Raw genomic sequence first — 12,661 nt, 5'->3', positions numbered from 1 at the left:
CCAGTGAGCGGTCCGACCCCTCCCGAGTCCGTCGAGGCCCGGCTTGCCGAGCGCTTCTCGGCTCGTGACGATCCCCGGCTGTCGAGGGTGGTGCGGATGTTGCGCTCCTTGGACTCGGTCGACCGGGATGTCTACCGGGCTGTGGCGCGGCTGCCCACGGCGTGGCTCGACACACCGCTGCGCCGAAGCTCGGACTTCGCCGACTTCTCCAAGCCCTGGCTCCTGACGGCGGCCGTCCTGGCCGCGGTCGGGGGAGCGAGAGGGCGCCGAGCCGCCCTGACGGGCGTGGCCGCGATCGGGGTGACGTCGTTCCTGGTCAACCAGCCGATGAAGCTGGCAGCCCGTCGCCGTCCCCACCGTTCGCGGCTGGGCGTGCCGCAGACGCGGTGGGTCGGTATGCCGTCGTCCGCCTCGTTTCCCTCCGGCCACTCCGCGTCGGCCGCGGCGTTCTGCGTCGCGGTCAGCCGGGCAGTTCCCGAGCTGCGCTGGCCACTGCGGGCGGCGGCAGGGGTCGTGGCGTTCTCACGCGTGTACACCGGGGTCCACTACCCGGGGGACGTCGTGGTCGGCGCCACTGTTGGTGCCGGCTTGGGACAGCTGGCATCGATGGTGGCCTTGCGGCTGGGCGACCGTCAGTCGGGGGCTTCGCCACCGTCACCGGTGCGCGCCGCCGGGTCGACGACGTACGCGGCGAGCAGCCCGACCCCGAGTCCGAGGGCGTAGCCGGCAACGACCTCCGTCAGGGTGTGCACGCCGAGCATGAGCCGATCGAGACCTACGACGAGCGCCACCAGCACCCCGACCACCAGGACGAGCCGCCGGCGCGCGCGTAGCCGCACGAACAGGGCCGACAGGACGCACGCCACCGTGACCGCCGCTGCGATGTTCGACGCGTGGCCGCTCGGCATCGCGCTCGAGGTGTACTGGAGGATCGGGTCGACCACCACGGGCCGCGCCAGACCGACGTACTGCTTGAGTGCGCTGGTGACCAATGAGGTGACAGCGATCGCCAGCACGACGTAGGCGGCTGCCCGGCGCTGCCCCTTGATCAACAGCAGACCGGCCACCACGGCGGTCACGATCGCGCTGGCCACGGTGCCGAAGGCGGAGGACACCCACACCAGCGGACGCTCGAGCCACGGCGCCGAGGGCCGCCACCGGTCTGGACCGAGCATCAGGACGTGGTCCCACTGGGTGAGGACCGACGGCCGGTGCGCCGCCACGACACACAGTGCCAGGCAGGTCACGGTGCCGGCAGACCCCCAGACGAGGAATCGTCGGCGCGTGCGCTGGGTGAAGGCCACCTGCGCGGTCAGCCGGTGGTGGCCTACGCCGCGGTCGGGTCGGACGTTGTCCTCCGGTCGTGCGCCCGCCGAAGGCGAAGGATGACCTTGTACAGCTCGCCGAGGAGCAACAGCACGACACCGGGCACGAGGACGATGGCCCACTGCCGGCCATCGAGGGGCGTGGTGTGGAACAGGTCTTGCAGGACGCGCATCTGCGTGATCAGCATCGCCCCGACGAACGCCCAGGCGAAGGCCCACAACAGCTTCGGGTTGGAGAGGGTCGCGCTGCCGAAGGCGCTGTCCTCGGGGAAACGGAGGTTGAGCGCGAGGAAGATGTTCATGAGCGACAGGCCGACCAGGGCCATGGTCTGCCCCACCTCGAGCGAGTTGTAGGTGGTCTTGCCGATCTGGACCAGCACCAGCGTCGCAGCAGCCATGAACAGGCCGTCGACGAACAGGCGCACCATCATGGACCTGACGATGATGGCCTGGTTGAACGGACGGGGCTTGCGCCGCATGATCCCCGGGCTGGCGATGTCCAGACCCATGACGGCGCCCAGCGGCGCCACCACGGCCATGTGGATCCACAGCACCTGAGAAGGGATCAGCAGCGCTGTGCCGGCGATCTGGAACGCACTCGAGCCGAGGAAGGCGAGGACGAACATGAACAGGTTGGCGATCTGGATCCGCAGGAACTTCTGCAGGTTGTCATAGACCGACCGTCCTTCTTCGACGGCGGCGACGATGGTGGCGAAGTTGTCGTCGGTCAGGATCATCTTGGCCGCGCCCTTGGCGACATCCGTTCCGGTGATGCCCATGGCGATGCCGATGTCTGCAGCGCCGATGGCGGGCGCGTCGTTCACCCCGTCGCCGGTCATCGCGACGATGTGGCCGTTGCGCTTGAGCACCTCGACCAGCCTGACCTTGTGCTCGGGGGCCACCCGGGCGATCACGCCGATCTCGTCGACCTGCTTGGCCGCCTGCTCGTCGTCGAGTGCGGCGAACTCGGCGCCGGTGATGGCCCGCCCCTCGATGCCCAGCTCACCGGCGATCGCGGCCGCGGTGACGGCGTGGTCACCGGTGATCATGCGGACCCTGATCCCAGCTTGCCTGGCCTCGGCGATGGCCCGCATCGCCTCGGCCCTGGGCGGGTCGACCTCGCCGACGAGCGCAGCCATCTCGAGGTCCTGCATGAGTTCCATCAGGTCGGCGGACGGGTCGAAGGTGGCAGGGTCGAACTCGCGTTGGGCGAACGCGAGGACGCGCCGCCCCTGGCTGGCGATGCGCTCGTTCTCGGCCAGGACCTTCTCGCGCATCTCTGCGGTGAGCTCCACGCTCACGCCTCCGGGCATCCGGGCCCGACTCGACCGGTCCAGGACCACGTCCGGCGCGCCCTTGACGTAGGCCCGTACGACAGGTTGCCCGTCGGCCCCGGGCATCGTGTGGAAGGTGGCCATGAACTTGTAGTCGGAGTCGAAGGGCACCGCTGCGATGCGCGGGTGGTTCAGGCGGAACTGCCGGACGTCGATGCCGCCCTTCTGGGCGAGCACGTAGAGCGCCCCCTCCGTCGGGTCGCCGACGACGGCGCCGTCCTGGATGTCGGCGTCGTCGCAGAGCGCGCACGGGAAGAAGACGTAGTCCAGGTCGGCCTCGGCTTCACCCGTCGTCCGTTGCACCTGGCCGTCGAAGCTGTAGCCCTCACCGCTGACGGTGTAGTGATGAGCCACGGTCGTGAACTCCCGGACGGTCATCTGGTTCAGGGTGAGGGTGCCGGTCTTGTCGGAGTTGATCGCCGAGGTCGAGCCCAGCGTCTCCACGGCGGGGAGGACCTTCATGATCGCGTTCTTCTTGGCCATGTTGACCGAGCCCACCGACAGGATCGTGGTCACGACTGCCGGGAGGGCGTCCGGGATGGAGCCGACGGCCAGGGCGACACCGATGCCGAAGAGGACGGTGAAGGACTCACCCTGGGCGAGACCCATGATCAGGATGGCGATGAAGGCGAAGAGGGCGGCGCCGATGATGAAGACCGTGAGCCGGTCGACCTGCTTGGTCAGGGGAGTCTTCTCCACCTTCTGCCCGGCGAGCAGGTGCGCGATGTGCCCGACCTCGGAGCCCATCCCCGTCGTCGTCACGAGGATCTCCCCGTGGCCACGCGTGACGTTGGTGTTCATGAACGCCATGCACGTCCGATCGCCGATCGCCACGTCAGTCGTGCCGAGCGGCTCGGTCGTCTTCTCGACTGCGACGCTCTCGCCGGTCAGAGCGCCTTCTTCGACCTGGAGCGTGGCGGCGACGATGACCCGGCCATCGGCAGGCACCCGGTCACCGGCGTCGACGAGGACGATGTCACCGGGCACGATCTCCGTCGCGGGGATCTCGAGGATCGAGCCGTCGCGCCGCACCTTGGCGACCGCCTCCAGCATCGCCCCGAGGGCCGCCGCTGCCGCGTGGGCCTTGCCCTCCTGGTGGTACCCCAACCAGGCGTTGAACAGGGTGAGCAGCGCCAGTCCGACCGCCGTCCCCCATTCACCGATCAGCAGGCTGACGATCGCCGCGACGACGAGCACGATCTGCATGTAGTCGCGGTAGTGCTTCAGGAACTGCTTCCAGACCGGTTCCGGCGCCTCCTCGGCTATCGCGTTCGGACCTGACGCCCCGAGCCGCCGCTCCGCCTCCAGCTCGGTCAGGCCCCTGACCGGATCGACAGCCAGCCGCGTGGTCACCTCGTCCACCGGGAGGGCCCACCACGCGACGGCGTGCTCCCGCCGAGCAGTCTCGGTCGGAGCGGTGACCTTCTGGGACATGGTGTCCTCCCTGGGAGACGCGGTCAGCCGTGAAGAGGTCTCGCCTTCAGAACGGAGTGGGGATGAAGTGCGGAGGCAGGGTCGGGGACTGGTAGCCCTCGGGAGCCTGACGCGAGGGCAGCTCGACGTCCCTGACCTTCAGCGGTTCGTAGGGCACCTGGCTCAGCAGGTGACTGATGATGTTCAGCCGGCCGCGCCTCTTGCTGTCGGTGTGCGCGACGAACCACGGGGCCCACGGGGTGTCGGAGGCCGCGAACATCGCGTCTCGGGCACGGGAGTAGTCGTACCAGCGGCTGTAGGACTCCAGGTCCATGTCCGAGAGCTTCCACACCTTCCGGGGGTCGTGGATCCGGTTCTCGATCCGGCGCGTCTGCTCGTCGGGGCCGACCTCGAGCCAGTACTTGACCAGGATGATCCCCGAGTCGACCATGGCCTTCTCGACACCGGCGATCTGCTCGAGGAAGTGCTCGGTCTGGGCTGGCGTGCAGAAGCCCATCACCCGCTCGACCCCGGTGCGGTTGTACCAGCTGCGGTCGAAGATCACCACCTCACCGGCGGCCGGGAAGTGGCTGATGTACCGCTGGATGTACATCTGCGACCTCTCCCGATCGGTCGGTGCCGGCAACGCGACCACTCGGAACACCCGCGGGCTGACGCGCTCGACGATTCGCTTGATCGTGCCGCCCTTGCCTGCCGTGTCCCGCCCCTCGAAGACCACGCAGACCTTGGCCCCGGACGACTTCACCCACTCCTGCATGGCCACGAGCTCTGCCTGCAGGGGTTCGAGCTCCGCCTCGTAGGTCTTGCGACGCAGCTTCGAGCAGTCCGAGGGCTCGTCCCACGTCCCTGCCGCACCGACCGGGGAGTCCTCGGTTGCGCTCGCCTTCTTGGCCTTCTTCTTGCTCATCGCCGGCCTCCTGCACGACTCGCGTCGCGTCAGCGGTTGCGGTCCACGGAAGCGCTCGCCGCTTTCGTAGGCTAACTCGCGTGGGCGTAGCGCGTCCGACCTTCCCGCAACGTCAGCGGCGGCGGGGGAGGCGGCGACCGGGAAGCGAGCGCCAGAACGAGACGCCGGCCTCGGGCCAGAAGAAGGACCGCGCTCGGGCCTGCCACGCACGGGTGCGCCCCACCTGACGCCGGATCGACCGGATGTCATCGTGCAGCTGGGATGCCTCCTGCGGCGTCGTTCGCTCGGGCCGGTCGTAGCGCGACTTCTCGAGGGTCGCCGTGACTCGCCGCATCGCGGTGGCATTCGCCTCGTCGAGATGGCCACTCACGACGTAACGCTCGCGCAGCTGGCGCAGCGTCACCCCTTCCGGTGTGCCGATGCCCAGGTCGCCGAGGTGCGAGGTGAGGTCGTCCCACTCGACCTCGATGAGGTCCCGTTGGGTCACGGCTCGCCGTCGCCGTCGCCAACGCAGGAGCCAGGCCGTGATCGGCATGGCGAAGGCTGCGAGCAGGCCGACCAGCACCGCGACGACGAGGACGACGTTGCGCAGGGTGAACAGCGCGCCCAGCGAGGCGAGGAAGCCCTGCTGCTGCGGCACCGGCGCGGCGGTTGCCTCGGTCGTCGTCGGGACCGGCCGTCCCGTCGAGGCGCCTCGTGAACCCGACTCGGTGACCTGGCGGCCGCCCCCGGTGGCGCCGGAGCCGGCGCCGAGCACGGCATACGGCGGCGGGGTGCCTGCCCGGGCACCCGGTGTCGGCTCGAACCGCAGCCACCCGTAGCCCTGGAAGTAGAGCTCGGGCCACGCGTGGGCGTCGCTGGCGCGGACGACGTAGTGCTCGCCCGAGAGCTGCCCGGGCAGGAAGCCGATGGCCATGCGGGCCGGGATGCCCTGCGCCCGCGCCATCATGATCATCGCCGTCGCGAACTGCACGCAGTACCCGCGTCGGGTCTCGTAGAAGTTCTGGATCGGCTCGAGCAGGCGTCCCTGGCTGTCCCGCAGCGGCTCGCCGAGGTCGAGCGTGTAGGTGTAGCGGCTCGTGTCGCGCAGGTGGTCCTGGATGGCGATGGCCTTGTCGAGCGCGTTGGTCTGGCCCCGGGTGACCTCGTCGGACCAACGTTGCACGAGGTCGCGTGAGCGGTCCGGGAGGGTCAGGTCGTCGTCGGTGATGTCAGGGGAGTCCGGTGGGCCGGCCTCACGCAGCTGCGGCGGCGACGGGGCGAGGTCGGCATAGGTGATGCGGTAGCTGCTCACGGCACGTCCGACGCGAACGTCGCGGGTGACGGGGTCGATCGTCCACGGCGTGCCATCCATCGCCACGGCGACGACGGGGTAGGGCGCAGCGATGCGCGGCGCGGCCAGGGTGTTGTCCGAGACGGTGATGACGTAGTCGCGTCGCTTGTCCTGCGGCGGCAGGGGCGCCGGGCTGTCCGGCCGGGGGCCGGTCGTGCTGGCGACGGTCCACAGACCCCGCGAGTAGTACGACGTGGCGAGCACGCGGAGCGGAGCGCGCGTGAACGCCGTCGTCGTGTAGGTGAGGATGGGCGTCTGGTCCTGGTTGTTCAGGCTTCGCGACAGGTCGAGCGTGTCGTTGAAGCCGACCGAGCCCTCGCCGCCGCCGTCGCCGCTTCGCCCGAGGCCCTCGGTGAGGTAGCGCGGAGGGAAGTGCGGGATGACGGCGGGGACGACGACGGCGACGACGACGGCGATGGCGCCGAGCTTGAGCGCACCGGCCGTGAAGGAGCGCAGGGCGTCCCGGTCGTGCTCGGCCACCTCGACCTCGGTGTCCCCGGTCGGGTTGGCCGTGCCCCAACGGCCGAACTGGGCGCGCGCCGTGGTGTGCAGCATGACCAGCCACACCGCGACCGGCACGACGAAGTACCGAAGGGCCAGTGCCGTGTCACCGTTGGCGGCCGTGATGAGGTAGGCGGTGAGCAGCGGCAACCCGGCAGCCGCCGGGCTGCGCCAGGTGGCCGCCAGGGCGTCGACGGCGATCGCGACGAGCCCGACCAGCACGACGAGGCAGAAGGTGATCCCCTCGTTGAGCGGGGCCGGCGCGGAGTAGCGGTTGATCGTCTCGAGCGCCTGCACAGCGAGGGAGTTGGCGGCCTCGAGGGTCGCCGGCGTGGGCACGAGCAGCGCGAAGGTCGCCCCGGTCGAGCGGGCGAGGATGACGTAGGCGGTGACGAGCACCTGGGTCAGGACGACGAGTCCGCGCGAGCGGGTGAGTCCCCGCCCGACGAGACCGAGCCCGGCCACGAGGATGATGACGAAGAACGCCTGCGGCAGCCACGTCGTCTCCATGAAGAGGCTGGTGATGGGGTAGATGGCGCTCAGCGTCGCGAGCGCGCCGAGCACAGTGATCCTCCAGCGACGACGGGTCATCGGCTGCCTCCCACGGTCGCGGCCGTCAGCAGGGCCCAGACCTGCGCGATGTCCTCGTCGCGCTGGACGGCGACGGCGCGCCATCCGGCGAGACGAAGGGCGTCGACGTGCGGCTCGGCCGCCTCGGCGTCGCTCGTGCCGAAGCTGCGTGCCTCGAGGACGAGAGCCAGCCCCGTCGTCCCGGGCTGGCGCAGGCTGGCGACCCGGGAGGTGACGTCACGGCCCGACGGCCCGACGATGGCCACGAGGAACCCGCCCGCAGCGGCGAGCGCCTGCGCGGCGCGGAGGATCTCGTCCTCCCCGGTGTCCTCGCGCAGGGTCGCCACGGCGAGCACGTCGAGGATCTCGTCAGGCGTCATGGTCTCGGCCGCGCGTGTGGTCTCGACCGTCTCGGCGCAGACGAGGTGGACGGCATACCCCGAGTCGCAGAGGTGGACCGCCACTGACGCGGCAGCGGTCACCGCCCACTCGAACGAGCTGCTCGCGCCCGAGCCGCCGTGCGCCGACGGGCGGGGGTCGATGAGCACCACCGCACGTCGCTGGGCGGGGCGGTCCTCCTGGCGCACCATGAGGTCACCGGTGCGGGCCGTTGCCGGCCAGTGGATGCGGCGCAGGTCGTCGCCGTCGCGGTACTCACGGATCGTCACGTCGTCCTCGCCGTGCAGGGCGATGAGCTGGGCCTGCTCGCCCTCCGATCCCACGCCCGCGCTGGGACGGCGGTTCGACGAGAGCGGGTGCACCTGGGGCAGCACGACGAGGTCTGCGGTCCCCTCCAGCACGGCATTGCGGTTGGCGAGGCCGAAGGGGTCTTGCACCTGCACCCCGAGGGGGCCGAGGTGGTGGCGTCCGCGCAGGTGGGAGCGGACGGCATAGTCGATCGAGCGCACGCGTCCCGAGGGGATGCGGCCGACGACGAACCGCGGCCGGTCGCCGAGGACGTACGCGAGGCGCTCCTCGGCGAGGAAGATCGGGGTCGTCGCGGTCGAGACGTTCTCGAACGACAGCGTGACGTGGGCGTCCTGGCCGACGCTGATCCGCTCGGGGTGGGTGTGTCGCTCGATGCGCATCCGGGTCTTGCGGGTGCGCACGAGCACCGCCGAGATGAGCGGGAGGGCCACGAGGAGAACGCCGAAGCGGGTGAGGTCGCGGAAGCCGAAGATGACACCGGCGAGCACGAGGACGGTCCCCGAGCCGATGAAGGCCCGGCCCCTCGTCGTCAGGACGCTGCGCAGCGAGCGCATGGACGCGCCCCCGCTCAGCGGGCTGCGGGCGGCACCGGCACCTGGTGCAGCAGGTCGGTGACCACCTCAGCGGTGGTGCGCCGGGCGAGCTGGGTCTCGCTCGACGGCATGAGACGGTGCGCGAGGACGGGCCCGGCCAGCATCTGCACGTCGTCCGGGATCACGTGGTCGCGACCCTCGAGCGCGGCGTAGGCTCTCGACGCCCGGAGCAGGTGGAGGGCCGCCCGGGGAGAGGCTCCGAGACGCAGCGCCGGGGTCGCCCGCGACCGCGTCACGAGGTCGACGATGTACTGGCCCACCGCCGGGCTGGCGTGGACTCGGCTGACCGACTGCACGACCCGGTTGATGGTCGCGGCATCGGTGACGGGGGTCAGGGCGTCGAGCGGCGAGCTCGAGCCATGGGTCGCGAGCAGGTCGAGCTCCGCACGCGGCGCGGGGTATCCCATCGAGATGCGGGCCATGAACCGGTCCCGCTGGGCCTCGGGCAGAGGGTAGGTGCCCTCCATCTCGATGGGGTTCTGGGTGGCCATGACGATGAACGGGGCCTGCAGCGTGTAGGTCGTCCCGTCGACGGTGACCTGGCGCTCCTCCATGGACTCGAGCAGCGCCGACTGCGTCTTGGGCGACGCGCGGTTGATCTCGTCGCCCACGACGACGTTGGCGAAGATGGCGCCCGGCCGGAACTCGAAGCGGCGGGCGTCCTGGTTGAAGATGCTGACGCCGGTCACGTCGCTCGGCAGCAGGTCCGGAGTGAACTGGATCCGCCGCACGGTGGCGTCGATGGAGCGCGCCAGCGTCTTGGCGAGCATCGTCTTGCCGACGCCGGGGACGTCCTCGATGAGCAGGTGCCCTCCGGCGAAGAGGACGGTCACGGTGGTGCGGACGACGTCTGCCTTGCCCTCGATGACGCTGGTCATCGCCCCCATGAGGCGCTCGGCGACCTCGTGGATGAGGCCGAGGTCGGCGCCGTCACCGCTGGCGCCCGCGGGTGAGCCGGCGGATGCCGTGGTCTCGATCCCCGTGTCCGTCGTGGTCACACTGTCCTCCGTCTGTCGTCCCCATGTCGTGGCCCGCCCGCACGTCGCGGGATGAGCCACCCGTTCCGTGATCTTCTCCCATGGACCCTCTTCACGGTAGGGGCGCCTCACTCGTGACCGGATGGAGACCCGTCGCGAGCCAGGGTCCTGGACCCTGCGGCCTCAGCACCACTTTCCTCCACCTGCGACGTCCGGGGGAGTCGTTCGGTTCGTTCGGGGCGGTTCACGACGGTTGGGGGCGGTTCCCCCGGCCCAGCCGGGCTTGCGTATGCCGTCTCGCCGGGTCGATGCCCTCCACTTCCCTCCACCGTCGCTGACCTGCGCAAACGCGAGACTCGCCGGCGACAAATAGCCCAAACATGATTGACGGTGGAGCAGAGTGGAGTATCGTGGTGCATCAAGGTAGTGAATGGGTGCGCCCGAGGGTCGACAAAGGGGAGGTGGCGGACCATGTTTCTCGGGACGCACACACCCCGGCTCGACGAGAAGGGTCGGCTGTTCCTGCCTGCGAAGTACCGCGAGCGGATGGCCGGCGGCCTGGTCGTCACCCGCGGCCAGGAGCGCAGCCTGTTCATCTACCCCATGGACGAGTTCGTCCGGGTCGCCGACCAGATGCGTCAGGCCCCCACGACGAGCAAGGTCGCCCGTGACTACATGCGCGTCTTCCTCTCCGGCGCCTCGGACGAGATCCCCGACAAGCAGGGCCGCTTCACCATCCCTGCCAACCTGCGCCAGTACGCCGGCCTCGACCGCGAGGTCACGGTCATCGGTGCCGGCTCGCGCCTCGAGGTCTGGGACAGCGCGGTCTGGAACACCTACCTCGAGCAGACCGAGCAGAGCTTCGCCGACACGGCCGAGGAGGTCATTCCCGGCCTGTTCTGACCCACCCAGCACCACCCAGCACGACCCAGCACCTCCAGCACCGACCAGCACCACCTGAGCGCCGGCCTCCAGCCGCTTCGCTCCCGGGACGACTTCCCCCGTCCCGGGCGACGTAGCGGATGGGGACCAGCCCCCAGGTGACGCAGCACCACCACCGGCCCGGCCCCACCCCAGCACCACCCGAGCACGAAGGACGCAGCATGACCGACCGAGGACCGGCGCAGGGACGACACGTCCCCGTGATGCGCGACCGGATCCTCGACCTGCTCGCTCCTGCCCTCGAGCAGCCCGGGGCAGTCCACGTCGACGCCACCTTGGGGATGGGTGGTCATGCCGAGGGCGTGCTGGAGCGGTTCCCGGAGAGCACCGTCGTCGGCATCGACCGCGACCGCGAGGCCCTGGCGCTGGCGGGGGAGCGCCTGGCGCGGTTCGGCGACCGTTTCCGTCCCGTCCACGCGGTGTACGACGAGATCAAGGACGTCGTCGCCGACCTCCACCTGCCGGCCGTGGACGGCATCCTCTTCGACCTGGGGGTCAGCTCCCTCCAGCTCGACGAGGCGGACCGCGGCTTCGCCTACCGCGTCGACGCTCCGCTCGACATGCGGATGGACCAGTCGACGGGCCAGACGGCGGCGGACGTCCTCAACACCTACTCCGTGGACGACCTGACGCGGATCCTGCGCGACTACGGCGAGGAGCGCTTCGCCCGGAAGATCGCCAAGGCCGTCGTGCACGACCGAGCCGTCGAGCCCTACACCTCGTCCGGCCGGCTCGTCGAGATGCTGCGCCGTGTCATCCCGGCCGCCTCGCAGCGCCAGAGCGGCCACCCGGCCAAGCGGACCTTCCAGGCCCTGCGCATCGAGGTCAACGACGAGCTCGAGGTCTGGCGCCGCGCCATCGACGAGGCGATCGACGTCCTCGCCGTCGGTGGACGGATCGCGGTCCTGTCGTACCACTCCCTCGAGGACCGCGCCACGAAACGCGCGTTCGCCGCGGGGGCGACGTCGAGCACCCCGCCCGGACTTCCCGTCGAGCTGCCCGAGCACGCGGCATACCTCTCCCTCGTCACCCGGGGCGCCGAGATGCCGGACGACGCGGAGGTCACGGCCAACCCGCGGGCAGCTTCGGCCCGCCTCCGCGTGGCCGAGCGCGTTCGCGACACCCACAGCAGCACCAGCAGCGCCAGCAGCACGGACAGCACCACCGACAGCAGGACCAGGAAGGGAACCCCCCGATGAGCCAGATGACCGCCACGGCCCGGCCGCTCCGCGCGCCGCGGCGCGGGCCCGCCCCGACACCACTACGGGTCATCCCGAGCAGCATCACCCGCACCGGCACGGGCACCTTCGCCACGACGTGCATCGGGCTGCTCATCGCGGGCCTCATCGCCCTGCTGCTGCTCAACACCGCCCTGGCGCAGGGCTCCCTCGCGCTCGGAGACCTGCAGCGCGAGTCGGCGCGCCTCAGCGACACCGCCGGCAACCTCCAGGAGGAGATCGACCGGGCCTCGGCGACCGGCTCGCTCGCCCGCAGTGCGGCCGAGATCGGGATGGTGCGGATGAACACGCGGGGCTACATCGACCTGTCCAAGGGCACCGTCTCGGGTGCGCCCGAGCCGGCGACGCAGAACAACGCCTTCCCGATCGTCACGAGCCCGACGCCGCCCGCGGTCACGGCCACGGTCAAGAAGGTGCTCTCCTCGGCCGCCCAGGTGGGGGCGGCCGCGTCGTCCACGTCATCCGCGCCCGCACAGGCCGCGCCCGCACAGGCCGCCACGCCGACGGAGTCCGGTACCGGCGTCGCGACCCCCGCAGCACCCACACTGGGTACGACGCCCGGCGCGTCGACGGGGCAGGCCACGGGCGGCGCCGCGTCGAACCCTGGCGGGCAGGCCCAGCAGACGACGGTGAGGTGACTTCGTGACGCAGACCCGAGGGACCGATCCACAACGGACCGGTCGGGGACCTGCGCCCGCACGAGAGACCCGCCGCGAGTCCTCCGCGGGCACGGCCCGAGGAGGACAAGCTCGCGCCGGCCGGGCAGGTCCGGCCCGGCAGGGCGCTCCTGCGCGTGCGG

Annotated in this window: 10 protein-coding genes and 1 pseudogene; 4 read left to right on the top strand and 7 right to left on the bottom strand. The window is 70.7% G+C overall.

Going from position 1 to position 12,661, the window contains the following annotated elements; genetic code table 11:
• The first annotated feature begins 3 nt into the window (after positions 1-3).
• Positions 4-723 (top strand): phosphatase PAP2 family protein, encoded by a 720-nt coding sequence (locus AB4030_RS14350; RefSeq protein ID WP_442279881.1) that lies wholly within the window; start codon positions 4-6, stop codon positions 721-723.
• Here AB4030_RS14350 and AB4030_RS14345 read toward each other — a convergent pair.
• From AB4030_RS14345 to AB4030_RS14315, 7 genes and pseudogenes are all read right to left on the bottom strand, one after another.
• Positions 633-1,304: a phosphatase PAP2 family protein gene (locus AB4030_RS14345; protein WP_442279880.1), complete on the bottom strand. Its 672-nt coding sequence runs from the start codon at positions 1,302-1,304 to the stop codon at positions 633-635. The two genes, AB4030_RS14350 and AB4030_RS14345, sit on opposite strands and share 91 nt — an antisense overlap.
• A 23-nt stretch (positions 1,305-1,327) precedes the next feature.
• A complete protein-coding gene (locus AB4030_RS14340) occupies positions 1,328-4,093 on the bottom strand; it encodes a cation-translocating P-type ATPase (protein ID WP_442279879.1) in 2,766 nt (921 codons plus the stop codon).
• 46 nt (positions 4,094-4,139) lie between these two features.
• Entirely contained in the window at positions 4,140-5,000 is an 861-nt protein-coding gene (gene ppk2 / locus AB4030_RS14335; protein ID WP_442279878.1) for a polyphosphate kinase 2, read from the bottom strand.
• Positions 5,001-5,112: 112 nt separating this feature from the next.
• Positions 5,113-6,102 carry a transglutaminase-like domain-containing protein gene (locus tag AB4030_RS14330; protein WP_442279926.1) on the bottom strand — a complete coding sequence of 330 codons (990 nt, stop codon included), beginning with the start codon at positions 6,100-6,102 and terminating at the stop codon, positions 5,113-5,115.
• Positions 6,103-6,279: 177 nt separating this feature from the next.
• Positions 6,280-7,425 (bottom strand): annotated as a pseudogene (locus AB4030_RS14325) (DUF3488 domain-containing protein); the annotation flags it as partial.
• Positions 7,422-8,666 (bottom strand): DUF58 domain-containing protein, encoded by a 1,245-nt coding sequence (locus tag AB4030_RS14320; protein WP_442279877.1) that lies wholly within the window; start codon positions 8,664-8,666, stop codon positions 7,422-7,424. The pseudogene AB4030_RS14325 and the gene AB4030_RS14320, both read right to left, overlap by 4 nt.
• A gap of 14 nt (positions 8,667-8,680) precedes the next feature.
• Positions 8,681-9,703, bottom strand: coding sequence for an AAA family ATPase (locus AB4030_RS14315; protein ID WP_442279876.1), 1,023 nt, complete (start codon positions 9,701-9,703; stop codon positions 8,681-8,683).
• Positions 9,704-10,153: 450 nt separating this feature from the next.
• Between AB4030_RS14315 and mraZ the strand changes: the two genes are divergently transcribed.
• From mraZ to AB4030_RS14300, 3 genes are all read left to right on the top strand, one after another.
• The gene (gene mraZ / locus AB4030_RS14310) at positions 10,154-10,585 is read left to right on the top strand and encodes a division/cell wall cluster transcriptional repressor MraZ (protein ID WP_442279875.1); all 432 of its coding nucleotides are present in this window, start codon (positions 10,154-10,156) and stop codon (positions 10,583-10,585) included.
• Between the two features lie 200 nt (positions 10,586-10,785).
• Positions 10,786-11,823: a 16S rRNA (cytosine(1402)-N(4))-methyltransferase RsmH gene (gene rsmH, locus AB4030_RS14305; protein ID WP_442279874.1), complete on the top strand. Its 1,038-nt coding sequence runs from the start codon at positions 10,786-10,788 to the stop codon at positions 11,821-11,823.
• Entirely contained in the window at positions 11,820-12,500 is a 681-nt protein-coding gene (locus AB4030_RS14300; protein WP_442279873.1) for a hypothetical protein, read from the top strand. Before rsmH ends, AB4030_RS14300 begins: the two co-directional genes overlap by 4 nt.
• The last annotated feature ends 161 nt before the right edge of the window (positions 12,501-12,661 follow it).

The organism is Terrabacter sp. 2YAF2 (assembly GCF_052114705.1).
In the GTDB taxonomy this organism is placed as follows: Bacteria; Actinomycetota; Actinomycetes; order Actinomycetales; family Dermatophilaceae; genus Terrabacter.
Note: the sequence above shows the minus strand (reverse complement) of the source record. Positions and strands in the feature narration are given on the sequence as shown.

Coding starts and splice junctions, on each gene's coding strand:
- ppk2 (WP_442279878.1), bottom strand. CDS start 5,000: ATGAGCAAGAAGAAGGCCAAGAAGGCGAGCGCAACCGAGGACTCCCCG.
- rsmH (WP_442279874.1), top strand. CDS start 10,786: ATGACCGACCGAGGACCGGCGCAGGGACGACACGTCCCCGTGATGCGC.
- AB4030_RS14320 (WP_442279877.1), bottom strand. CDS start 8,666: ATGCGCTCGCTGCGCAGCGTCCTGACGACGAGGGGCCGGGCCTTCATC.
- mraZ (WP_442279875.1), top strand. CDS start 10,154: ATGTTTCTCGGGACGCACACACCCCGGCTCGACGAGAAGGGTCGGCTG.
- AB4030_RS14340 (WP_442279879.1), bottom strand. CDS start 4,093: ATGTCCCAGAAGGTCACCGCTCCGACCGAGACTGCTCGGCGGGAGCAC.
- AB4030_RS14300 (WP_442279873.1), top strand. CDS start 11,820: ATGAGCCAGATGACCGCCACGGCCCGGCCGCTCCGCGCGCCGCGGCGC.